The 22,585-nt window shown below is 65.1% G+C and carries 19 protein-coding genes and 1 pseudogene; 12 read left to right on the forward strand and 8 right to left on the reverse strand.

All coding sequences use genetic code 11. The annotated features are described in order from the left end of the window. Positions 1–32: 32 nt before the first annotated feature. From fba to AC629_RS31805, 6 genes are all read left to right on the forward strand, one after another. On the forward strand, positions 33–1,100 hold the full coding sequence (gene fba / locus AC629_RS31780; RefSeq protein WP_084808771.1) for a class II fructose-bisphosphate aldolase: 1,068 nt from the start codon (positions 33–35) through the stop codon (positions 1,098–1,100). Positions 1,101–1,422: 322 nt separating this feature from the next. After that, positions 1,423–2,448: a class I fructose-bisphosphate aldolase gene (locus tag AC629_RS31785; protein ID WP_084808772.1), complete on the forward strand. Its 1,026-nt coding sequence runs from the start codon at positions 1,423–1,425 to the stop codon at positions 2,446–2,448. A gap of 3 nt (positions 2,449–2,451) precedes the next feature. Then, the gene (locus AC629_RS31790) at positions 2,452–3,126 is read left to right on the forward strand and encodes a thiamine phosphate synthase (protein WP_084808773.1); all 675 of its coding nucleotides are present in this window, start codon (positions 2,452–2,454) and stop codon (positions 3,124–3,126) included. A gap of 8 nt (positions 3,127–3,134) precedes the next feature. Next, positions 3,135–4,241, forward strand: coding sequence for a tetratricopeptide repeat protein (locus tag AC629_RS31795; protein WP_084808774.1), 1,107 nt, complete (start codon positions 3,135–3,137; stop codon positions 4,239–4,241). 97 nt (positions 4,242–4,338) lie between these two features. Then, complete coding sequence (locus AC629_RS31800; RefSeq protein ID WP_084808775.1) at positions 4,339–5,124, forward strand: inositol monophosphatase family protein; 786 nt, start codon at positions 4,339–4,341, stop codon at positions 5,122–5,124. 166 nt (positions 5,125–5,290) lie between these two features. Beyond that, positions 5,291–5,872 (forward strand): hypothetical protein, encoded by a 582-nt coding sequence (locus tag AC629_RS31805; RefSeq protein WP_084808776.1) that lies wholly within the window; start codon positions 5,291–5,293, stop codon positions 5,870–5,872. A 42-nt stretch (positions 5,873–5,914) separates the two neighbouring features. On the opposite strand, the gene AC629_RS31810 is transcribed toward AC629_RS31805, so the two are convergent. The 3 genes from AC629_RS31810 to AC629_RS47195 form a co-directional block, all read right to left on the reverse strand. Continuing rightward, positions 5,915–9,070, reverse strand: coding sequence for a multidrug efflux RND transporter permease subunit (locus AC629_RS31810; protein WP_084808777.1), 3,156 nt, complete (start codon positions 9,068–9,070; stop codon positions 5,915–5,917). 160 nt (positions 9,071–9,230) lie between these two features. Further along, entirely contained in the window at positions 9,231–10,424 is a 1,194-nt protein-coding gene (locus AC629_RS31815; protein ID WP_143199591.1) for an efflux RND transporter periplasmic adaptor subunit, read from the reverse strand. Positions 10,425–10,657: 233 nt separating this feature from the next. Next, positions 10,658–10,855, reverse strand: coding sequence for a hypothetical protein (locus AC629_RS47195; RefSeq protein WP_168195623.1), 198 nt, complete (start codon positions 10,853–10,855; stop codon positions 10,658–10,660). On the opposite strand from AC629_RS47195, the pseudogene AC629_RS31825 reads away from it, so the two are divergent. The 3 genes and pseudogenes from AC629_RS31825 to AC629_RS31835 all read left to right on the forward strand — a co-directional run bounded on the left by AC629_RS31825 (position 10,854) and on the right by AC629_RS31835 (position 13,647). Then, positions 10,854–11,874 (forward strand): annotated as a pseudogene (locus tag AC629_RS31825) (flagellar motor protein MotA). The gene AC629_RS47195 and the pseudogene AC629_RS31825 sit on opposite strands and share 2 nt — an antisense overlap. A 160-nt stretch (positions 11,875–12,034) precedes the next feature. Then, on the forward strand, positions 12,035–13,063 hold the full coding sequence (locus AC629_RS31830; RefSeq protein ID WP_084808780.1) for a peptidoglycan -binding protein: 1,029 nt from the start codon (positions 12,035–12,037) through the stop codon (positions 13,061–13,063). Between the two features lie 137 nt (positions 13,064–13,200). After that, complete coding sequence (locus AC629_RS31835) at positions 13,201–13,647, forward strand: GNAT family N-acetyltransferase (RefSeq protein ID WP_143199595.1); 447 nt, start codon at positions 13,201–13,203, stop codon at positions 13,645–13,647. A gap of 321 nt (positions 13,648–13,968) precedes the next feature. Here the strand turns inward: AC629_RS31835 and AC629_RS31840 are convergent, their stop codons facing one another. After that, on the reverse strand, positions 13,969–15,819 hold the full coding sequence (locus tag AC629_RS31840; RefSeq protein ID WP_084808781.1) for an ABC transporter ATP-binding protein/permease: 1,851 nt from the start codon (positions 15,817–15,819) through the stop codon (positions 13,969–13,971). 201 nt (positions 15,820–16,020) lie between these two features. Here AC629_RS31840 and rpmE point away from each other — a divergent pair, with 201 nt between their 5' ends. Further along, complete coding sequence (gene rpmE, locus AC629_RS31845) at positions 16,021–16,248, forward strand: 50S ribosomal protein L31 (RefSeq protein ID WP_074123508.1); 228 nt, start codon at positions 16,021–16,023, stop codon at positions 16,246–16,248. A gap of 206 nt (positions 16,249–16,454) precedes the next feature. Here the strand turns inward: rpmE and rcdA are convergent, their stop codons facing one another. Both rcdA and AC629_RS31855 read right to left on the reverse strand, forming a co-directional pair. After that, positions 16,455–16,964, reverse strand: a complete 510-nt coding sequence (rcdA, locus tag AC629_RS31850; RefSeq protein WP_084808782.1) for a protease adaptor protein RcdA — start codon at positions 16,962–16,964, stop codon at positions 16,455–16,457. Between the two features lie 566 nt (positions 16,965–17,530). Further along, a complete protein-coding gene (locus AC629_RS31855) occupies positions 17,531–17,722 on the reverse strand; it encodes a DUF1192 domain-containing protein (RefSeq protein WP_084808783.1) in 192 nt (63 codons plus the stop codon). A 112-nt stretch (positions 17,723–17,834) separates the two neighbouring features. Here AC629_RS31855 and AC629_RS31860 point away from each other — a divergent pair, with 112 nt between their 5' ends. Beyond that, positions 17,835–18,833, forward strand: coding sequence for an NAD(P)H-quinone oxidoreductase (locus tag AC629_RS31860; RefSeq protein ID WP_084808784.1), 999 nt, complete (start codon positions 17,835–17,837; stop codon positions 18,831–18,833). A 153-nt stretch (positions 18,834–18,986) separates the two neighbouring features. Beyond that, positions 18,987–21,863 (forward strand): EAL domain-containing protein, encoded by a 2,877-nt coding sequence (locus tag AC629_RS31865; protein ID WP_084808785.1) that lies wholly within the window; start codon positions 18,987–18,989, stop codon positions 21,861–21,863. A gap of 54 nt (positions 21,864–21,917) precedes the next feature. Here the strand turns inward: AC629_RS31865 and AC629_RS31870 are convergent, their stop codons facing one another. Both AC629_RS31870 and AC629_RS31875 read right to left on the reverse strand, forming a co-directional pair. Then, complete coding sequence (locus AC629_RS31870) at positions 21,918–22,166, reverse strand: hypothetical protein (RefSeq protein ID WP_084808786.1); 249 nt, start codon at positions 22,164–22,166, stop codon at positions 21,918–21,920. A gap of 11 nt (positions 22,167–22,177) precedes the next feature. Beyond that, positions 22,178–22,438 (reverse strand): DUF7662 domain-containing protein, encoded by a 261-nt coding sequence (locus AC629_RS31875; protein WP_074120263.1) that lies wholly within the window; start codon positions 22,436–22,438, stop codon positions 22,178–22,180. Between the last annotated feature and the right edge of the window lie 147 nt (positions 22,439–22,585).

Genomic DNA, 22,585 nt, shown 5'->3' on the forward strand with positions numbered 1-22,585 from the left:
GCCTTGCAGGCCCAAACGGGAGAAAAAGAAACATGGCTCGGATCACGTTGCGTCAATTGCTCGACCATGCGGCGGAGAACGATTACGGCGTACCGGCCTTCAACATCAACAACATGGAGCAGGCGCTGGCGATCATGGACGCCGCGAACCAGACCGATGCTCCCGTCATCATCCAGGCCTCGCGCGGTGCGCGCTCCTACGCCAACGACGTCATGCTCAAGCACATGATGGACGCGGTCACCGAGATCTATCCGCATATTCCGGTCTGCGTGCATCTCGACCACGGCAACGAGCCCGCGACCTGCATGACCGCGATCCAGGCCGGCTTCACCTCGGTGATGATGGACGGCTCGCTGAAGGCCGACGGCAAGACCCCCGGCGACTGGGGCTACAATGTCGGCGTCACCAAGACTGTGACCGACATGGCCCATCTCGGCGGCATCTCGGTCGAGGGCGAGCTCGGCGTGCTCGGCTCGCTCGAAACCGGCATGGGCGACAAGGAAGACGGCCACGGCGCCGAAGGCAAGCTGTCGCATGACCAGCTCCTGACCAATCCGGACGAGGCCGTGAAGTTCGTCCAGGAGACCAAGGTCGACGCGCTCGCTATCGCGATGGGCACCTCGCACGGCGCCTACAAGTTCACCCGCAAGCCGGACGGCGACATCCTCGCCATGAACGTGATCGAGGAGATCCACCGCAAGCTGCCGAACACACATCTCGTGATGCATGGTTCGTCGTCGGTGCCGCAGGACCTCCAGGACATCATCAACGCCTATGGCGGCAAGATGAAGCCGACCTGGGGCGTGCCGGTGGCGGAGATCCAGCGCGGCATCAAGAACGGCGTGCGCAAGATCAACATCGACACCGACAACCGCATGGCGATGACCGGCCAGATCCGGAAGGTGCTGAAGGACAGCCCGGAAGAGTTCGATCCGCGCAAGTACCTGAAGCCGGCGATGGAGGCGATGACCAAGCTGTGCAAGCAGCGGCTCCAGGAATTCAACACCGCGGGCCAGGCCTCCAAGATCAAGCGCGTCCTGACCCCCGCCGAGATGGCCAAGCGCTACGCCAAGGGCGAACTCGACCCCCGCGTCGCGTAGCGATCGCGCGGTGGCGTAAGACAGAACCCGTCCTATCCTCTCCCTCGCCCCGCTTGCGGGGAGAGGGTTGGGGCGAGGGGGAGTCTCCGCAAGGGCGGTAGCAATTGGACTCGCGGAGAGTCCCCCTTACCCGGAATCCGCGCTTTCAGGCGCGCATTCCGACCTCTCCCCGCAGGCGGGGCGAGGTGAAGAGCCGCCCGGCCGGCCCAATATTTACCCCAGCCGATCCCCCTTTACCCTGCGACGAACGTTAACTCGGCAATTGCCCGAGAACGGTCTATTTTCACAGGCAAGGGCAGAATCGTTTTGGGAGGACCTCTCGATGAATCTGACTGAGCTCAACAGGATCGCGACCGCCATGGTCGCCCCCGGCAAGGGCATCCTCGCCGCCGACGAATCCTCCGGGACCATCAAGAAACGTTTTGACGCGATCGGCGTGGAATCGACGGAAGGCAACCGCCGCGACTATCGCGAGATGCTGTTCCGCTCGAAGGAGGCCATGAGCCAGTTTATCTCCGGCGTGATCCTCTACGACGAGACGATCTGGCAGGACGCCAAGGACGGCACGCCGCTGGTCAAGCTGATCGAACAGAGCGGCGCCATTCCCGGCATCAAGGTCGACGAGGGTACGCAGGCCTTGCCTATGTGCCCGGGCGAGCTCGTCACCGTCGGGCTCGACAAGCTCGCGGAGCGGCTGAAGAAATATTACGAGCGCGGCGCCCGCTTCGCCAAATGGCGCGCGGTGATCGACATCGGCAGCGGCATTCCTTCGATGACGGCAATCAGTGTCAACGCCCACGCGCTGGCACGCTATGCCGCGTTGTGCCAGGCCGCGCAGATCGTGCCGATCGTCGAGCCGGAAGTGCTGATGGACGGCGATCACGACATCGACCGCTGCTATGAAGTCACCCAACGCGTGCTCAACAAGACGTTCCAGGAGTTGCGCGTGCAGCGCGTCGCGCTCGAAGGCATGGTGCTGAAGCCGAACATGGCAGTCTCAGGCAAGAAGTGCGCGAAGCAGGCCTCCGTCGAGGAGGTCGCGGAGAAAACAATTCGGCTGCTGAAGGCTTGCGTGCCGGCGGCAGTGCCCGGCATTGCCTTCCTCTCCGGCGGCCAGTCGGATGAGGAAGCAACCGCGCATCTCAACGCCATGCACAAGCTCGGCCCGCTGCCCTGGGGCCTGACCTTCTCCTACGGCCGCGCGCTCCAGGCCGCGCCGCAGAAGGCCTGGTTGGGCAAGGCCGAGAATGTCGCGGCCGGGCAAAGCGCATTCAGCCATCGCGCGCGGATGAACGGTCTCGCCTCCAAGGGTGAATGGCAAAGCAGCCTGGAAAAGAAGGCAGCATAGATCTTGTCGAACAAATCGCCTCCACCGCGCCCGGTGCCGCGCCTTTATCTCGCGACGCCTGTTGTCGATGATCCCGCGACGCTCGTGGCCGAGTTGCCGGGCCTGCTCGCCTCTGCCGACGTCGCAGCCGTGCTGCTGCGGCTGAAGGAGACCGACCAGCGCACCATGATCTCGCGTATCAAGACCCTGGCGCCGCCAGTTCAGACAGCGGGTGCTGCTCTGCTCATCGACGGCCATGCCGAACTGGTCGCTCGCGGTGGCGCGGACGGCGCGCATCTCACGGGCCTCGCCGCGCTGGAAGAGGCGACCCCCTCGCTCAAGCCCGATCGCATCGCCGGCGTCGGCGGGCTCGCCACGCGCCACGATTCCATGAGCGCAGGCGAGATGGGGGCCGACTACGTGCTGTTCGGCGAGCCCGACGCAAAGGGACAACGGCCGGCGGCGCAAGCCATTGCCGAGCGGCTGGACTGGTGGGCGGAGCTGTTCGAACCGCCCTGCGTCGGCTTCGCCACCTCGCTGGAAGAGGCCTACGACTTCGCCGCCAGCGGTGCCGACTTCGTGCTGGTCGGCGAGTTCATCTGGGCCGACCCGCGCGGGCCCAAGGCCGCGCTGATCGAGGCGGACGCTGCGATCAAGAAGGCCCATGCGACTGCGCCCGCGGGCGAGGAGCACGGCTAGCGCCCGACATGAAGCTCCCGCGCATCACCATCCTGGCAACGCTGCTGCTGACGGCGCCCGCGGCCGCGCAGCTCCAGATCACCCCGCCGGCCGCGACGCCGAGCCCGTCGGCCGAGAAGCCCAAGGGAAACGAGAAGGAAAAGGAAAAGCCAAAGGCCGCACCGCACACGATCACCAAGAAGAAGGAGGCCTCGCCCGCACCCAAGCCCTCGGCCTCCCCCAAGCCAGCCCCCACCCCGGCACCGGCTGCGACCGTGATCCCCGCACCACCGACCGACAATTCCAACGTCGACCTGGTGTACGGCGCCTATCAGCGCGGCCAGTACAAGACTGCGTTCGATCTCGCCTCCGCTCGCGCCCAGACCGGCGACGTCAAGGCGATGACCATGCTGGGCGAGCTCTATTCCAACGCCATGGGCATCCGCCGCGACTACGCCAAGGCGCTCGAATGGTACAAGCGCGCCGCCGATGCCGGCGATCGCCAGGCGATGTTCGCGCTCGCCATGCTGCGCATCTCCGGCCGCGGCGGCCCGGTCGACAAGGGCGAGGCGGTCAAGCTGATGGCGTCCGCCGCCAAGCTCGGCGAGCCCAAGGCGGCCTATAACCTCGCTTTGCTCTATCTGGACGGCCAGACCCTGCCGCAGGACGTCAAGCGCTCTGCCGAGCTGCTGCGCCAGGCGGCCGATGCCGGCCTGCCCGAGGCGCAATACGCGCTCGCGACCTTCTACAAGGAGGGCACCGGCGTGCCAAAGGACGCGGAACGGTCGGTGCGGCTGCTCCAGGCGGCGTCGCTCGCCGATAACGTCGATGCCGAGGTCGAATACGCCATCGCGATGTTCAACGGCACCGGCACGCCTAAGAACCAGCCAGCGGCTGTCGCCTTGCTCCGCAAGGCGTCCCGCCAGGGCAGCGCGATCGCGCAGAACCGGCTGGCCTGGGTGCTGATCAACGGCCTGGGCACGTCGGTGGACAAGGTCGAGGGCTTCAAATGGCACCTGGTCGCCAAGACCTCCGGCAAGGGCGATCCGGAGCTCGACAAGCAGTTCTACGATCTGCCGGCCGAAGACAGGGCCAAGGCGGAGGCCGCCGCCAAGAAATGGCTCGGGACCAAATGACTTGACGCAATGACTTGACGCAAGGCCCCTCGCAGGGCACCCAATCCCTCAAACACACGCGGTCTCGCGCCATTTCCCCCGATCAAGACCAGAGCCCATGCTGTATTCCGCCACTATCAACGTCATGGTCAAAGCCGCGCGCCGCGCCGGCCGCAGCCTCAAGCGCGATCTCGGCGAGATCGAGCATCTCCAGGTCTCGCTGAAGGGGCCCGCGAACTTCGTCTCGCTTGCCGACAAGCGCGCCGAGGAGATCCTCTACCAGGACCTTGCCAAGGCGCGGCCCGGCTATGGCTTCATCGGCGAAGAAGGCGGCACCCGCGAGGGCACCGACAAGAGCCACACCTGGATCGTCGATCCCCTCGACGGCACCACAAACTTCCTGCACGGCATCCCGCAATTCGCGATCTCGATCGGCCTCGCGCGCGAAGGCACGATGATTGCCGGTGTGATCTACAACCCCGCCAATGACGAGCTCTACATCGCCGAACGCGGCAAGGGTGCCTTCCTCAACGACCAGCGCCTGCGGGTGGCCGGCCGCCGCCAGCTCAACGAGTGCGTGGTGGCTTGCGGCCTGCCCCATATCGGCCGCGGCGACCACGAGGAATTCCGCCGCGAGATGACCGCGATCCAGGACCGCGTCGCGGGCCTGCGCCGTTTCGGCGCCGCCTCCCTCGACCTCGCCTTCGTCGCCGCCGGCCGCCTCGACGGCTATTGGGAACGCAATTTGCAATCCTGGGACATCGCCGCCGGCATGCTTATGGTGCGCGAAGCGGGTGGAACGGTGAGCGATATCGCGACGCCGGGCGACCCGCTGGTGACCGGGCACGTCGTGTGCGGCAACGAGTTCGTGCACGGGGAGCTGGTGAAGATTCTGCGGAAGTAGCGGGCGACACTGCAAAGGCGAACGTGCTGAATACGTTGGATGACGGGGTGGCACGTTCCGACGTCGTCATAAGCCAGCCGATCCTCCGTTGACGGGCAACGTCGTGTACGGCAATGAATTCGTGCACACAGAGCTGTTGAAGATCTTGGAGTCGAGATAGCAGCGAATGATCCGCACGGCTGCTGTTGTTGCCGCTGCAGTTTGGTCCACGATGGCGCTGGCGCTTTTCCTGTGGCGCATAGAGCCCCTGCTGCCGGCGCGCGGCGGCAGCACTTGCTTTGCCGCAGACTATAGCCCTGCCCGTCCCGTCGATCTGTCCTCGCCCCGCCGCGACCATCGCAGCATCGGCGAAGTGAGCTCAACGCGCCTGGCGATTCATTTCCTGCCGGGCGAACACCCGTTCCGCAGCGGCACCCCGGGCCTCGACTACGACTGGCGCTATGTGCTGAAGCTCGAGGCCAGGCTCGTCAACGGTGAGCTGCTGACGAGCGAAGCCTTCTGCAACCGGAGCGACACCTTCGGCGACCGCATCATGCCAGCACTGTTCTGCGACATCGATTGCGACGGCGGCACCATCACCCTGTGGCGCAACATCGGCCGGAGCGGCCTGACGGCGCGGTTCGAGGCCGGCGAGCGCTTGAGGACCGGCGGCAGCTGCGGCGAAGGCCGGCCGCTCTACATCGGAGCGGACCAGGAGGCGCGGAGCCTGCCGGCGGACGCCGCGCCTCAGCAAACGTGTGCCGAGTAGCGCCCCCTCGGTCGGCACGGGCCTCGGGGGTTAGCGATTTGCCTATGGTTTCACCGGCGCCGGCGGCCCATACGCCTCGCCTTCCTTCGCCGCTACCGGCTCCCGATCCCCCGCCAGCACGCGCTGCACGGAGACGAAAAACACCGGGACCATCAGCAGCGCCAAAATCACCACCGCGATCATGCCGCCCATCACGACGGTGCCGAGCGATTGCTGGCTGGCGCCGCCGGCGCCGTGAGCGATGGCCATCGGCAGCACGCCGCAGATGAAGGCAAGGCCTGTCATCAGGATCGGGCGGAAGCGCAGGCGGCAGGCCTCGATGGTGGCCTCCACCAGCGGCTTGCCCTCTTTCCGCAAATCCTTGGCGAATTCGATGATCAGGATCGCGTCCTTCGCGGCAAGGCCGATGATGGTGATCAGGCCGACAGTGAAATAGACGTCGTTCGGCAGGCCGCGCAGCATCGCCGCAATCACGGCGCCGATGACGCCGAGCGGCACGGTGAGCAGCACCGCGAGCGGAATGGTCCAGCTCTCGTAGAGCGCGGCCAGACACAGGAACACCACGAACACCGAGAGCCCGAGCAGGAACGGCGCCTGCGAGCCCGACAGCTTCTCCTGCAGCGACTGCCCGGTCCATTCATAGCCGAAGCCGCGCGGCAGCTTCCGGGCGAGCTTCTCCATCTCGGCGATCGCATCGCCAGAGGTGAAGCCGGGTTTGGCTTCACCGGAGATGCGCACCGCCGGATAATAGTTGAAGCCGGTGATCTGCGTCGGCCCGCGCGCCCATTCGACTGACGCGAAAGATGAGAACGGCACGAGCTGGCCGCGGCTGTTCTTGACGTTGTAGTTGAGGATGTCCTCGGTCCGCATGCGGTCGCGGGCATCCGCCTGCACCACGACGCGCTGCATGCGGCCGCGGTTCGGGAAGTCGTTGATGTAGTTCGAGCCGAGATTGGTCGAGATCGTGTTGTTGATGTCCTCGAAGGTGACGCCGAAGGCTGCGGCCTTTTCGCGATCGATCACGAGATTGACCACACCCGCCTCGGGCAGGCCTTCGACATAGACCTTCTGTAGCACCGGGCTCGCATTGGCCTCCGCGATCAGCTGGTCGGCGGCGCGCATCAAGGCTGGATAGCCCTTCTGGCCGCGATCCTGGAGGCGGAACGAGAAGCCCGAGGAGTTGCCGAGATTGTCGATCGGCGGCGGCTGCAGCGCGGAGATCTTTGCGTCGCGGATTGAAGACGACAAATCCCGGTTGATGTCGGCGACGATCGCCGCAGCCGAATCCTTCGGCCCGCGCTCCGACCAGTCCTTCAAGGTGACGAAGGCCTGCGCGGTGTTCATGCCCTGGCCGGAGAAGCTGAAGCCGGTGAGGAAGGTGACGTTGTCGACGCCCGGCCGCTGCGCCAGATATTTTTCGGCCTTCTCGATGACGGACTCGGTGCGGGCGTAGGACGAATCCGACGGCGCCTGCACGTCGGTGGTGATGAAGCCCTGGTCGTCGACGGGCAGGAAGCCGCCGGGCAGATTAACGAAGGCCCAGGCCAGGCCGGCCAAGAGCGCGACATAGACCAGCATCAACCGGCCGGTGCGCTTCAGCGAGAAGCTGACGGTGCGGGAATAGCCTTCCTTGCCGCCTTCGAGCAGGCGATTGAACCAGCCGAACGCGCCCTTCCTGGCATGACCGTGACCGGCCGCGACGGGCTTGAGCAATGTCGCACACAGTGCCGGCGTCAGCGACAGCGCAAGGAAAGCGGAGAAGCCGATCGCAGCAACCATGGTCACCGAGAACTGGCGGTAGATGATGCCGACCGAGCCGGGGAAAAACGCCATCGGCACGAACACTGCCATCAGCACCAGCGTGATGCCGATGATGGCGCCGGTGATCTGCGACATCGCCTTGCGCGTCGCTTCCTTCGGCGGCAGGCCCTCCTCGGCCATGATGCGCTCGACGTTCTCGACCACGACAATGGCGTCGTCGACGAGGATGCCGACCGCTAGCACCATGCCGAACATCGAAAGCATGTTGATGGAGTAGCCGGCGAGCAGCAGCGTGGTACAGGCGCCCAGCAGCGCCACCGGGACCACGATGGTCGGGATGATGGTGTAGCGGATGTTCTGCAGGAACAGGAACATCACCACGAACACCAGCACCACGGCTTCGACGAGCGTCGACAACACCTTCTTGATCGAGGCCTCGACCACGGGCGTGATGTTGTAGGGGATCTCATAGGTGATGTTGGCCGGGAAGAAGCGCGACAGCTCCTTCATCTTCTCCTCGACCGCACTCGCGGTCGCCAGCGCATTGCCGGTCGGCGACATCAGCACGGAAAGACCCGCGGTCGGCTTGCCGTCGAGACGGGTGTTGAACTGATAGCTGAGGCCGCCGACCTCGATGCGCGCGACGTCGCGTAAGCGCACGGTCGAACCATCAGGGTTGGCGCGCAGGATGATGGCGCCGAATTCATCCGGTGAGGAGAGCTGGCCCTTGACCAGCACCAGCGCGGAGGTGCGCTGGGTCGCAGTCGACGGCTCGGCGCCGATGCTGCCAGAAGCCACCTGCGCGTTCTGCGCGGCGATCGCCTTGTTGACGTCGTCGGCAGTCAACCCATAGCCGACGAGTTTGGCGGGATCGACCCAGACGCGCAGCGAGCGTTCCGTGGAATAGAGCGTAGCGCGGCCGACGCCGGGGATGCGGCGAATCTCGCCGAGCACGTTGCGGATCATGAAGTCGCCCAGCCCGACCTCGTCGAGGCTGCCGTCGGTCGAGTTCAGCGTGATGATCTGGAGCACCGCGCTAGAGGCTTCCTCGATCAAAATGCCCTGCTGGATCACCGCGCGCGGCAGGCGCGCTTCGACGCGCTTGATGCGGTTCTGCACCTCGACCGAGGCCGCGTTTGTATCGGTGCCGGGCACGAAATTGGCGATGATCTCGACCTGACCGAGCGAGTCGCTGGTCGATTCGAAATTAAGAATGCCTGAGGCGCCGTTGAGCTCCTCCTCGATCAGGCGCGTGACACTGTTGTAGAGGTTTTCAGGCGAGGCGCCGGGATAGCTGGTCGAGATCGAGATCGAGGGCGGCGCGATGATCGGATATTGCGCGATCGGCAGCAGCGGCACAGCGATCGCACCGATCAAGCAGATGAACAGCGCGACGACCCAGGCGAAGATCGGCCTGTCGATGAAGAAGCTCGGCATTTGCCGCTTTACCCTCGTTGTTTCATTAGCCCCTCATGGTGAGGAGCGCGAAGCGCGTCTCGAACCATGAAGGCCCGGCTCTGTCCCAGCGGCCATCCTACGAGACACCCGCTTCCAGCGGGCTCCTCAGGATGAGGAAAACACTTGCGACGCGCGGGGGTTACCGCGTGAGCTGCTGGGCGTGCCGGTTGTCTGCGCTCGCCTCGGCCTCGGACCAGGACTGCGGCTTGACCTTGTCGCCGGCGGCAAACTTCTGGAAACCTTCGACCACGACCTTGTCGCCGGCCTTGAGGCCTTCGGTGATAAACCAGACGCCGTCCTGCACCGAACCGGTGCGCACCGGCTGCACTGCGATGCGATTGTCATCTTTGACGACGAACACCTCGCTGCCGCCACCGCCATTGCGCTGGATCGCCTGCTGCGGCACCGCGATGGCATCGGAGTCGAGGCCCTGGTCGATGCGAACGCGGACATACATGCCCGGCAGGAGCTCGCGCTTGGGATTGCGGAACTCGCCGCGCAGCGTCACCTGGCCGGTACGGGCATCGACCTTGGCGTCGGAGAACAACAGCTTGCCGTCGAGCGAATAGATGGTGTTGTCGTCGAGCACGAGGTGCACCTTGGCGGCGTCGGGCGCGATGCGCTCGAGGTCGCCGCTCTCGAAGGCGCGACGAAGCTGGTTGAGCTCGGTCACCGACTGGGTGAAGTCGGCGTAGATCGGATCGAGTTGCTGGATGGTGGCGAGATTGGTCTCGTTCTGGACTGCGAGCGCGCCCTCGCTGACCAGGGCAGCACCGACGACTCCGTCGATCGGCGCGCGCACGGTGGCATAGTCGAGATTGAGCTTGGCGCGCGCGAGCTCGGCCTTGCGGCCTTCGACTTCGGCATGGGCCTGGCGCTCCGCCGCCACCGCCTTCTCGTTCTCGGCCTCGGGCGCGGCGCGCTGACTGGTCAGCGTGGCGATGCGGTGCGCCTGCTGCTTGGCCTGCATCAGCGCAGCCTCCGCCTTGGCGAGCCCGGCCTCGTTGGCCATCACCTCGACCTCGAACGGACGCGGATCGATGCGGTAGAGCGGATCGCCAGCCTTCACCTCGCTGCCCTGGCGGAACAGGCGTTCGACCACGATGCCGGACACGCGCGGCCGCACGTCGGAGACGCGCGTCGGCGCGATGCGGCCCGGCAGCTCGCGCACCACCGCACGCGGCTGGGGTTTCACGGTGACAATGCTGACATCAGGATCGGCGGGCTGGGCGGCAGAGGCGGTAGAACCCGATTCACCGCAGCCGGCGAGCAGCGGCGCGAAGGCCGCGAGCATCATTGCAACGCTTGCCGATCGCGCTCGAAGTCCTGACATGAACTGGGGTGCCCCGATGTTGTTGAAACGAAATCACGCTTCCGCGCTGGCCCGTTCTGGGCGATTCCGCGCGGCTGACCGGCTCAAAATAGAATGGACTTGTTGCGACGCAACGCATCGCGCGGGCGGCTCAATGTCACACGGCCCTATCACTCTGTGTTCTGTACGCTTTTCGGGATTCACCGGATTGTGAGTCGGGTTCCATCGCGGCGTGCTGCGGCAGAAGATCGCAATCACTCGGAGGTCTTCATTCGGTACTGGCTCACGCCCCATTCGGTTCCATCGGGCTCGAACATCTCGACCAAGACGATGCGGTCGAATTGGCCCTCCCCAGCTCTCCACGGATTCGGCGCATCCGGCGCTTTTTTTGGGCTGGCGCTGTGCCATAGTGCTGATGCAAGCAAGCTTTCGTAACGGATGACACCGCCCATGCTGCCAGGCGCCTCGCCCCGCTCTCCCATGGACATCGAATATACCAAACTGTCCTCGCCCAGCGTCTTCCTGGTGCGGATGCTGGTCTTTCTGGTGCTGTGTACGCTGGTGGGCGTGGTGCTCTACAAGCAGATCATCAACGCCTTCTTCGCCAATCCCGGCCTCAATGCCCTGATCGGGGCGGTTCTGTTCATCGGCATCGTGCTGGCCTTTCGCCAGGTCATCCGGCTCTATCCCGAGGTCTCCTGGGTCAACAATTTCCGTATCGCCGACCCAGGCCTCGTCCCGTCCCGGCACCCGAAACTGCTGGCGCCGATGGCGGCGATCCTCGGCGGCGAGCGCTCCGGGCGGATGACGATCACCCAGACCACCATGCGGCACTTGCTTGATTCGATCGCGACCCGCCTCGACGAGGCCCGCGACATCTCGCGCTACATGACCGGCCTGCTCGTCTTCCTCGGCCTGCTCGGCACCTTCTGGGGCCTGATCGAGACGGTCGGCTCGGTCGGCAAGGTGATCGACGGGCTCAAGGTCGGGGGGCGACGCCGGCGCCCTGTTCGACACGCTGAAGGAGGGCCTCGCCGCCCCGCTCGGCGGCATGGGCATCTCGTTCTCCAGCTCGCTGTTCGGCCTCGCCGGCTCGCTGATCCTCGGCTTTCTCGACCTGCAATCGAGCCAGGCGCAGAACCGTTTCTACACGGATCTCGAAGACTGGCTCGCCACCACCGTGCGCGAATATGGCCGCGGCGAGGTTGCCATTGCCGCCTCCGGCGGCGGCGTTGCCAGCGGCGAGCTGCAGGCTGCGGTCGAGCGTCTGCGCTCCGTACTCGAGGAGGGCGGCGCCAGCCGCGGCACCACGGCGGCTATGGCGAGCCTTGCCGAAGCCATCCAGGCGCTGGTCTCGCATATGCGCACCGAGCAGCAAATGATCCGGGAATGGGCCGACGGCCAGGGCGAACAGAACCGCGAGATCCGGCGCCTCCTGGAACGGATCGCCCGCCAGCCGGAAAAGAGCTGAGGACAGGCTGAACTATCGTGCCCCGGACGCAGCGCAGCACGCAGTGGTGCGCTGCTGAGCCGGGGCCCAGGACCTGATGCGTAAGACATGGGTCCCGGCTCTGCGGAGCAGCGCCAAGGCGCTGCACCGCGTCCGGGACACGAGAGTGGAGACCTACATCATGGCTCTAGCCCGCGGCCGCCGCAGCGAGGGCGCCTTCAACTACTGGCCGGGATTCGTCGACGCGCTGTCGACGCTGGTGCTGTCGATCGTATTCCTGCTGTCGGTGTTCCTGGTCGTGCAGTTCTTCCTGTCGCAGGAGGTGACCGGCAAGGACAAGGCGCTGGAGCAACTCAACGCCAAGATCGCCCAGCTCAACGAGCTGCTGTCGCTGGAAAAGCTCGGCAAGCTCAGCCTCGACGACCAAATGGCGCAACTGAAGGCCGGCCTCGCCTCGGCCGAGTCCGAGCGCGATCGCATGAGGGGCCTCTATGAGGGCCTCGCCAATGCCGGCAACGACGCGCAGGGAAAGACCACCGAGCTCAGCAAGGCGCTGGACTCGGAGAAGGCGGTCTCGGCGCGGGCGCTGTCCCAGATCGAGGTGCTGAACCAGCAGATCAGCGCGCTGCGGCGGCAATTGGCGGCGCTGGAAGAGGCGCTCGACGCCTCCGAGAAGCGCGACAAGGAATCGCAGAACAGGATCGCCGATCTGGGCGCGCGCCTGAATGTGGCACTGGCGCAGCGCGTGCAGGAATTGTCGCGCTACCGTTCGGAGTTCTTCGGCCGCCTGCGCGCCATCCTCGGCAACCGCCCCGACATCCGCGTCGTCGGCGATCGCTTCGTGTTCCAGTCCGAAGTGTTCTTCGACACCGGCCAGGCGACCCTGCTGCCGGAGGGCCGCACCGAGCTCGACACCGTGGCGAACGCGCTGATCGAGCTCGACAAGAAGATCCCCGCCGATATCCCCTGGGTGCTGCGCGTCGACGGTCATACCGACGTGCGCCCGGTCACCGGTCCGAACTTCAAGTCGAACTGGGACCTGTCCGCGGCCCGCGCGATCTCGGTGGTGCAGTACCTGATCTCGCTCGGCGTACCCGCCCAGCGCCTCGTCGCCGCCGGCTTCGGCGAATTCCAGCCGCTCGACACCGCCAGCACCGAGGACGCCTACAAGCGCAACCGCCGCATCGAGCTGAAGCTGACGGAGCGGTAGTGGTGTCTGACACACCTCAGCCTATCATTGCCGGGCTTGACCCGGCAATCCATCAAGGAAGATTCTTTCGAAGTGGATGGATGGCCGGGTCGAGTGATCTGTTCGGGCTAAACATCGAGCCCGGCCATGACGAATGTATCCCGATGATTCACCTCCGCCCCTACCGACCTGAGGACGAAGCGGCCGCGATCGACCTCTGGCATCGCACCTGGCAGCAGGCCTATCCGCAGATCGACTTCGCCGCGCGCCTGGAATGGTGGCGCGAGCGCTGGCGCAATGATCTGGTACCGAAGGCCTCGATCGTCGTTGCCGAGCAGGACGGCGCACTGATCGGCTTCGTCACGATCGACGGCGAAGGCTATCTCGACCAGCTCGTGGTCGATCCGGATCACTGGGGCTCGGACGCCGCACGGCTGCTGGTCGATGAGGCCAAGCGCCTCTCACCCACCGGCGTCACGCTGCTCGTCAACAAGGACAATGCCCGCGCCATCCGCTTCTACGAGCGCAACGGCTTTGCGCATGCCGGCGATGACGTGAACCCGACCTCGGGCCGGCCGGTGCTGAAGATGGTGTGGCGGGCGTGACGTCTGTCATGTCGAGATCCTGCACCCCTTCCAACTAAAATGTCGAAAACAACCCCATGCAAAGTAAGACCGCATTCGGCGGCGGCAGGTTGTAAGCACCTCAAGCAACATCATTTGCAAGCGTAACGGAGCAATCCAGCCCTCTCCGCAGTCATGCCCCGCCACCGGGTCTCGCCTTCGGCGAGACCGATGACAGGCTCCGGCGGGGCATCCAGTACGCCGCAGCCCCTCGACACTCAATCACAACGGTCTCTGGAATACTGGATCGCCCGCCTTCGCGGGCGATGACACCGTGAGTGGGTGGGCTGCGCTGTGAACCCCTCACGCCCCCTCGAACTGCAGCCTCGCCAGCCTGGCATAGAGCCCGTTCGCGGCGACGAGCTCGGCATGCGTGCCCTGCTCAACGATCTTGCCCTGATCCATCACGAGGATGCGGTCGCAGGAGAGCACGGTCGCCAGGCGATGCGCGATCACGAGCGTGGTGCGATGGCTCATCAGCTCCTCGAGCGCGGTCTGCACCAGTGTCTCGCTTTCGGCGTCGAGCGCGGAGGTGGCTTCATCGAGCAGCAACAGCGGCGCATCGCGCAGGATCGCACGCGCGATGGCGATGCGCTGGCGCTGGCCGCCGGAGAGCGTCACGCCGCGCTCGCCGAGCGGGGTCTCGAAACCCTCGGGCAGGCGGCGGATGAATTCGGCGGCATGTGCCAGCTCGGCGGCCCGCTCGACTTCGGCGTCGGTCGCATCCGGCCGGCCGAAGCGGATGTTCTCGCGGGCGCTCGCGGCGAACACGTTCGACTCCTGCGGCACCAAAGCGATGCGGGAACGGAAATCGCGGGGGTCGGCGGACCTGACCGGCACGCCGTCGAGCGAGATCGCGCCGCCCCGAGGATCGTAGAAGCGCAGCAGGAGATGAAAGATCGTGCTCTTGCCGGCACCGGACGGACCAACGATCGCGACTTTCTCGCCGGGGCGCACGGTGAACGACACGGCATCGAGTACATTGACATCGGGCCGCGCGGGATAAGCGAAGCTGACGCGGTCGAAGCCGACCTCGCCGCGCGCCGGCACCGGCAGCGCGCGCGGAGACGCAGGCGCGGTGATGTCAGGCTTCACGTGCAAAATCTCGAACAGGCGCTCGGCGGCGCCGGAGGCAGCCGAGACCTCGCCCCAGACCTCGCTGAGCTGGCCAAGGCCCGCGGCGGCGAACGCAGCATAGAGCACGAACTGGCCGAGCCGGCCCGGCGAGATCGCACCGGTCAGCACGTCATGCGAGCCGATCCAGAGGATCGCGACCACGCTTGCGAACACGATGAAAATGATGATGGCGGTGAGCACCGCACGTGCCCGGGTCGAGGTGCGCGCGGCCTCGTAAGCCTGCTCGACCTCGCCACCGAAGCGCTTCTCGGCGAGCCCTTCGCTGGTATAGGCCTGCACGGTGCGGATCGCGCCAACGAGTTCGCCCGCGTAAGCCGAAGCATCGGCCAGCGTGTCCTGCGCGTTGCGTGACAGCCGGCGCACCCAGCGCCCGAATGCGACCAGCGGCAGCACGATCAGGGGAATGGCGAGCAGTACGAAACCGGAGAGGCGCGGGCTCGTGATCACCATCATGGCCGCGGCGCCGAAGAACATCATCAGATTGCGCAGCGCGATCGATACGGACGCGCCGACGGCGGATTTGATCTGGGTGGTGTCGGCGGTGAGACGCGATACGAGCTCGCCGCTGCGCGCGGAATCGAAAAAGGCCGGCGAGAGCGACAGCAGATGCGCGAAGACGTCGCGCCGCAAATCGGCAACGATGCGCTCGCCGATCGTCATCACGAGGTAGTAGCGCGCGGCACTTGCGAGGGCGAGCACGGCGACAACCGCGATCATCACCGCAAAATAATTGTTGATCAGCGCGATGCCTTCCGGCGTCAGGCCGAAATCGATCATCCTGCGCACCGCGACCGGCACCAGCAGCGTGGTCAGCGCCGCAATCGTCAGCGCGACGAAGGCAAGCGCCGCACGGCCACGATAGCGGTTCACATAGGGCGCGAGCGCGAGCAAAGGTCGGAGCTTGGCACGGCCCTTTGTGGGCTGCTCGATCAGCTCGGCTTCGACTGAAGGGGCTTCGGCTGGCGCGGTGTCGCGCTCACCGCGGTACTGGTCGTCAAGCCGTTCCACTGCGCTCATAAGATCGGACCCAAAGAGACAAGTTAGCTCCACATAGGCCGGTGCAGGAGGGGTGGCAAATCCGGGATGTCCCTTAAGTGGCCGCCCGGTTCTCCTGTTCCCACAATGACTTGTTTTAGGCCCCCCCGTGGGGTATAGAGCCGCCCAAATCCGTCATCGATAGTCACTCAAGCGAGAGGCGCCGGGCGCCGGCGAATTGCCATGAAAGCCGAAATTCATCCGAATTATCATACCATTACGGTCGTGATGACCGACGGAACCGAGTACCTGACCCGCTCGACCTGGGGCAAGGAAGGCGACAAGCTGCACCTCGACATCGACCCGAAGTCGCACCCGGCCTGGACCGGCGGTTCCCAGCAGCTGATGGATCGCGGCGGCCGCGTCTCGCGCTTCCAGAAGAAGTTCTCGGGCTTCCTCAAGAAGGATTGATCCGGCCGCAAGGCTCGGAACGAAAAAACGCCCCTGGGAGACCAGGGGCGTCTTTGTTTTTGCCGTCATTCCGGGGCGCGACAAAGTCGCGAACTACGATGCGCAATTGCGCATCTGAGAATCCATAACCACGATCGGGAGTATGGATTCCGGGCCCGCGCCAAGAGGCGCGTCCCGGAATGACGGCCGTGATTGTCGATTGAACCTTACCGCTCGAACGCAGCCTTCAGCGCGTTGAGTTGCGGCACCAGCGGATTGCCGATCGCCGAGACGTCGGCGGGCGGAGTGTGGATGGAGGTGTCGAGACGGCGCACGCGGATCTGCAGGTTCATCGAGCGATGAATCAGGTCCTGCAACTGCGCGGGCAGCTTCTCGATGGTATCGGAAGGACCGGGATCCGCGGCCGAGAGCTTGACCTTGGTCTTCTCGCGGTTGGCCTGGCTCAGCGTCATCTCGCCTTCCTTCACCGCGCGGTGCAGCAGGAGCCACGAAGCGAGCTGCATCAGGCGGGTGGTGAGACGCATGCTCTCGGTTGCATAAGTGAGACTGACGGCACGATCGAGCGCCTTGGCCTCGGTGCGGCCGGCACCGTCGAGATAGGCGGCGGTTTCTTCGACGAGATCCATGCCCTCGCGGAACAGGGCGCCGAACGCCGCAGAATTGGTGAACCGCTCGCTGAGTTGAACGAGAGCCCCGTCGGCCTGCAAACGTTCCATGGTTAACGCCCCTTACGCAACTGTTTACCTGTCCGGCTTTGGCGCCGGCTTATGATGAACAAATCATTGCGCGGGCGGGACGCGGAGTCCAGCGGCAAGCACGGATATGGTTTCCGCGCGTCTTTCCTCGGAATTCAACCGGAATGAGACGCAAAGCAAAAAAGAGCCGCCGGAGACCGGCGGCTTTGAAAGTTGATAACAGGGAGGCGTCAAACAGAGTGGACAGGAGCCACTCGGTGTCCAAAAGAGGACAGTTCCAGTCATAAACGCGAAAGCTTAATCGACCGTAAATGAACGAATTTTTTGAAGGTTCGTTAGCCATGTCGGTCAGTGGCCGAGAGAGGTCTCGCGCTGCGTTTTCCATCCACTGTCATTCCGGGGCGCGACGAAGTCGCGAGCCCGGAATCCATAACCACGAGCGGAAGGAACGGCCCGGCTCTACCGACCTGCCCCTTTCAATGGCCTGGGGTTATGGATTCCGGCTCGGCGCTAACGCGCCGCGCCGGAATGACGGCGGGCGAATTCGGAGCCGCCGTCCGAGACACGAGATCTCTGCGACTTCAACTCTACGACTTGAAAAAACTATTCGCCGCATCGCGCGAGGCGCGCTTCTTTGTGGCGGCTTCCTCCAATCTCGCGATCTCGGTCTTGAGTAGAGCGACGCGCTCGGTCAGTTCCTCGACAGACAAGAGTGAGAGATCCTGTCCGATTTCATGCGCGATCTTCTTGCGCGGGCGGTCGTCGTCTTCTATCGGCATCGTCGTTCCTCCTGCGTTCGCGCGGGCACACCGCTGAAGCGGTTGCCAGCTTGGACCGCGCTGGCTAAGCAATGGCCTCGTTTCAACCCGCACCTTTGCTCAAGGACACATCATGGACAAGCTGCCCGCGCAAATGACCGTGGTCGCCATCTCCAAGCCCGGCGGACCAGAGGTGCTGGTACCGGAACAGCGGGCGCTGCCGCAGCCCGGGCCCGACGAGATCCTGGTCAAGGTGCAGGCCGCGGGCGTGAACCGGCCCGACGTGGCGCAGCGTTCCGGCGCCTATCCGCCGCCGCCCGGCGCCAGCGACTTGCCCGGCCTCGAGATCGCGGGCGAAGTGGTGGCAGTCGGCAGCAATGCCAAGCGGCACAAGATCGGCGACAAGGTGATGTCGCTCGTCGCCGGCGGCGGTTATGCGCAGTACTGCATCGCCCAGGACGCCCAGGCGATGAGCGTGCCGCCGGCGCTGTCGATCAAGGAAGCCGGTGCGCTGCCGGAAACACTGATGACCGTCTGGCACAACGTGTTCGAGCGCGGCGGCCTGAAGGCCGGCGAGACGCTGCTGATCCATGGCGGCTCCTCCGGCATCGGCACGATGGCGATCCAGCTTGCGAAGGCATTCGGCGCGAAGGTGATCGTCACCGTCGGCTCGCAGGACAAGATCGATGCCTGCCTCAAGTTGGGCGCCGACCGCGCCATCAATTACAAGACCGAAGACTTCGTCGCCGTGGTCAAGGCGGAGACCAACAATGCCGGCGTCAATCTGATCCTCGACATGGTCGCCGGCGACTATGTCGACCGCAACTATGACGCCGCCGCGGTCGACGGCCGCATCGTGCAGATCGCGACCCTCAACGGGCCCAAGGTGAGCGTCAACATCGCCAAGGTGATGGTCAAGCGCCTGACGCATACCGGCTCGACGCTGCGCCCCCGTAGTAATGCTGACAAGGCGGCAATGGTGGCCGCGATCGAGGCGAAAGTGATGCCGCTGCTGCGCGAAGGCCGCATCAAACCGGTGATGGACAGCACTTTCCCGCTGGAAAAGGCCGCCGACGCGCACCGGCGCATGGAGACCTCCGCACATATTGGCAAAATTGTGTTGGAGGCCTAGGTCTCTGGCCCACCGGAGCAAGGCGGAAACCCTTTGATTTTCCTCGCTTTCGTGGCATCTATCGCGACGTGCCGAACTGCTTCTGTTCGGTCTGAAATCGCCTTTTAGAATCGTCTTGCACACGAAATTTGCGTCGAACGCGGAGAGCTGACCTTGCGTCTGATCAGGTGCCTCGCGCCCATCGCGCTGGGCCTCATGATTCTCATTGCCGCGTCCCCAGCACGCGCGCTCGATGGCGTCAGCGTCCGCAGCGACGCGCCTGCGATCGACCTCACAGGTGTGCTCGAGCATCAGCGCAGCGACGCCGACCGCATCCAGGTCTCCACCGCGCCCGGAACCGACGGCATCGTCCGCCGCATCGAGGTGCGCGCCCGCGAAGGCGGCCAGAACTGGGTAGTGTTCGCGCTCGCCAACAACACCGACGACCAGCTCGACCGCCTGATCGTCGCCCCGCACTATCGCATCGTCTCATCGGGTCTGCTGTGGCCCGACCTCGGGCTCTCGCGCATCGCCACCATCACGCCGTCCATCGGCGACCGGCCGGAACGCCAGGAGAGCGCGACAGCAGACGTGTTCCGCATCACGCTCGACCCCGGCGCCGTCGTCACCTTCGTCGCGGAGCTGCGCACCGACAAGCTGCCGCAGCTCTATCTGTGGGAGCCGGAAGCCTACAAGGACAAGGTCAACTCCTTCACGCTCTACCAAGGCATCGTGATCGGCATCTCGGGCCTGCTGGCGCTGGTGCTGACCATCCTGTTCGTCGTGAAGGGCAGCATCATGTTCCCGGCCGCCGCGGCGCTGGCCTGGGCGGTGCTGGTCTATATCGGCGTGGACTTCGGCTTCTGGGGCAAGGTGCTCGACATGTCGAACAACGCCGAGCGCATCTGGCGCGCGGCGGGTGAGGCGATCCTGGCGGCGACGCTGCTGGTTTTCCTGTTCGCCTATTTGAATTTGAGCCGATGGCACGTGCGCTATTCGCACATCACGGTGGGCTGGCTCGCCTTCCTGGGGTCCCTCGTCGCGCTCGCTCTGTTCGATCCGGCCGTCGCCTCCGGCATCGCGCGCATGTCGCTGGTGCTGATCGCCTTCGCCGGCTTCGCGCTAATCGTTTATCTCTCCACCCACGGCTTCGACCGCGCGGTGCTGCTGATCCCGACCTGGTTCCTGCTGGTGGTCTGGGTGGTCGCGGCCGGCATGACGGTGGCGGGTTCCGTCACCAACGACATCGTCGGCCCTGCCCTGCTCGGCGGTCTGGTGCTGATCGTGATGCTGATCGGCTTCACGGTGATGCAGCACGCCTTTGCCGGCGGCGGCGCCACCACCGGCGTCGTCTCCGACATCGAGCGGCGGGCGCTGGCGCTCGCCGGCTCCGGCGACCTGATCTGGGACTGGGACGTTTCCGCCGACAAGGTTTTCACCAGCCCCGAGACCGAAGCCCTGCTCGGCCTCAAGCGTGGCACGCTGGAAGGCCCGGCCGCCTCCTGGCTCGAAGTGCTGCATCCGCTCGACCAGGACCGTTTCCGCGCCGCGCTCGACAGCGTGCTCGACCAGCGCCGCGGCCGCCTGGTGCAGGACTTCCGCCTGCGCACGCCGGACGGCCATTTCATGTGGTTCGCACTCAAGGCGCGCCCGGTGGTGGGCTCGGACGGCGAGGTCTCGCGCGTCGTCGGCACGCTCACCGACGTCACCGAGCTGCGCAACGCCGAAGAACGCCTGCTGCACGATTCCGTGCATGACAATCTCACCGGCCTGCCCAACCGCAAATTGTTCATGGACCGGCTCGGCGCGGTCGCGAATTTTGCCAAGAGCATGCCGACGCTGCGGCCGACGCTGATGGTGATCGACCTCGACCGCTTCAAGCAGGTCAATGATTCCGTCGGCATCGCCGTCGGCGATTCCATCCTGCTGACGCTCGCCCGCCGCCTCACCCGCATCCTGAAACCGCAGGATACGCTGGCGCGGCTCGCCGGCGACCAGTTCGGCCTGATCCTGCTCTCCGAGCAGGACCCGGCCCGCATCACCGCCTTTGCCGAGACCATCCGCAAGACCATCCGCGCGCCGATCGCCTTCAACGACCGCGAGATCTTCCTGACCGCCTCGATCGGCCTCGCGCTCTCCGATCCGCAAACCCAGCTCACGGACGAGATCATCAAGGACGCCGAGCTCGCGATGTATCACTCCAAGCGCATCGGCGGCGACCGTATCGACGTCTACAAGCCGGTGATGCGCGCGCGGAAGACCGACCGCCTGACGCTGGAGAGCGAGCTGCGCCGCGCCATCGAGCGGCAGGAGATCACGATCCTGTACCAGCCGATCGTGCGGCTGGAGGATCGTTCGATCGCCGGCTTCGAGGCGCTGGCGCGCTGGGATCACCCGAAGCTCGGCCGCATGGCGCCGTCGGAGTTCATCAGCATCGCGGAAGAGACCGGCCTGATCATCGACCTCGGCATGTTCGTGCTCGACCAGACCGCCAAGCAGCTCTCGGTGTGGCAGCGCGCGATGCGCTCGCGCGAGCCGATCTTCGCCTCCGTCAACGTCTCCTCGCGGCAATTGCTGCGCCACGACCTGATCCACGACATCCGCACCGTGCTGTCCCGCTCGTCCGTGGCGCGCGGCACGCTGAAGCTGGAACTGACGGAATCGCTGGTGATGGAGAATCCGGAGCACGCAGCGCAGATGCTGACGCGGATCCGCGAGCTCGGCACCGGCCTCTCGCTCGACGATTTCGGCACCGGCCATTCCTCGCTCGCCTACCTCCAGCGCTTCCCGTTCGACACCATCAAGATCGATCAGTCGTTCGTGCGCACCACCAATCGCGGCACGCGCCCGGTGATCCTGAAGTCGATCATCGCGCTCGCGCACGATCTCGGCATGGACGTGGTGGCCGAAGGCGCCGAAACCGATTCCGACGCGGTCGAGCTCTACCAGATGGGCTGCGAATACGCGCAGGGCTTTGCCTTCGGCGAGCCAATGGACGCGGATGCGGCCATGCGGCTGCTCACCGAAGTGCGCCTGGAGGCGGCGAGCTGATCCTTCTTCCCCTCTCCAACAAAGCAAGTGGAGAAGGAAGATCAGATCGGCGAGCTAGTTTGGCTTGCGGCGGAGCCCGGCGACGAGGCCAAGCCCTGCCAGCAGCGACAACGCCGCGAGGCTTCCCCAGACCAATCCGGCCTGCTCGAGATAGACGTCCTGCGAGACCGGATCGTAGCAGCGGCCGAGCTCGTTGAAGCAGTCGCGCCAGCGCCAGTAGCGGGCTTCAAAAGCCAGCGCGAACAGCACGCCTGATACAATCAGGGCCGCGCCAAAGATCCCTCTCAGCCAGCGCAGGATCATGCGGCGCGATCTCACCTCTTCTGAGACTTCTGCTTTCTAAACCGCACGCTCTGGCCGTCCGGCATCCGCGTTGCGACAAAGCCCGCGGCGAGGCAGGCTTCACGCTGCGGCATCTGGATGTCCGGGCTGCGCAGGCTGTCCCACCACGAGGCACGATTCGCCGCACGCGGCAGCGCCGCGCCGATGATCTCCTCGATCTGCTCAAAGCTCAGCACGAATTCCGCCTGCTTCTGCCGCATCAGATAGTCGCGCAACGCGTCGTAGTCGTTCACCGGCGTCCTCTCGTTCGAAACCCAAATCTGCGCAAATCAGGTCTGCTCAAAACCGTGAGCCTTATAAACCATCTCTTAACTCATTGCGGCGGCGCCGTCCCGGCTTAAACACTACGCAAGATTTCGGGCGCATCCACTAGGATCGGG

Origin of the sequence: Bradyrhizobium sp. NAS80.1 (assembly GCF_001908205.1) — a bacterium.
Taxonomy (GTDB): domain Bacteria; phylum Pseudomonadota; class Alphaproteobacteria; order Rhizobiales; family Xanthobacteraceae; genus Bradyrhizobium.

Bases quoted from the DNA above. Each gene is read 5' to 3' on its own strand.
- fba (WP_084808771.1), top strand. From the start codon at position 33: ATGGCTCGGATCACGTTGCGTCAATTGCTCGACCATGCGGCGGAGAAC.
- AC629_RS31785 (WP_084808772.1), top strand. From the start codon at position 1,423: ATGAATCTGACTGAGCTCAACAGGATCGCGACCGCCATGGTCGCCCCC.
- AC629_RS31795 (WP_084808774.1), top strand. From the start codon at position 3,135: ATGAAGCTCCCGCGCATCACCATCCTGGCAACGCTGCTGCTGACGGCG.
- AC629_RS31800 (WP_084808775.1), top strand. From the start codon at position 4,339: ATGCTGTATTCCGCCACTATCAACGTCATGGTCAAAGCCGCGCGCCGC.
- AC629_RS31805 (WP_084808776.1), top strand. From the start codon at position 5,291: ATGATCCGCACGGCTGCTGTTGTTGCCGCTGCAGTTTGGTCCACGATG.
- AC629_RS31810 (WP_084808777.1), bottom strand. From the start codon at position 9,070: ATGCCGAGCTTCTTCATCGACAGGCCGATCTTCGCCTGGGTCGTCGCG.
- AC629_RS31815 (WP_143199591.1), bottom strand. From the start codon at position 10,424: ATGTCAGGACTTCGAGCGCGATCGGCAAGCGTTGCAATGATGCTCGCG.
- AC629_RS47195 (WP_168195623.1), bottom strand. From the start codon at position 10,855: ATGGGCGGTGTCATCCGTTACGAAAGCTTGCTTGCATCAGCACTATGG.
- AC629_RS31830 (WP_084808780.1), top strand. From the start codon at position 12,035: ATGGCTCTAGCCCGCGGCCGCCGCAGCGAGGGCGCCTTCAACTACTGG.
- AC629_RS31840 (WP_084808781.1), bottom strand. From the start codon at position 15,819: ATGAGCGCAGTGGAACGGCTTGACGACCAGTACCGCGGTGAGCGCGAC.
- rpmE (WP_074123508.1), top strand. From the start codon at position 16,021: ATGAAAGCCGAAATTCATCCGAATTATCATACCATTACGGTCGTGATG.
- rcdA (WP_084808782.1), bottom strand. From the start codon at position 16,964: ATGGAACGTTTGCAGGCCGACGGGGCTCTCGTTCAACTCAGCGAGCGG.
- AC629_RS31855 (WP_084808783.1), bottom strand. From the start codon at position 17,722: ATGCCGATAGAAGACGACGACCGCCCGCGCAAGAAGATCGCGCATGAA.
- AC629_RS31860 (WP_084808784.1), top strand. From the start codon at position 17,835: ATGGACAAGCTGCCCGCGCAAATGACCGTGGTCGCCATCTCCAAGCCC.
- AC629_RS31870 (WP_084808786.1), bottom strand. From the start codon at position 22,166: ATGATCCTGCGCTGGCTGAGAGGGATCTTTGGCGCGGCCCTGATTGTA.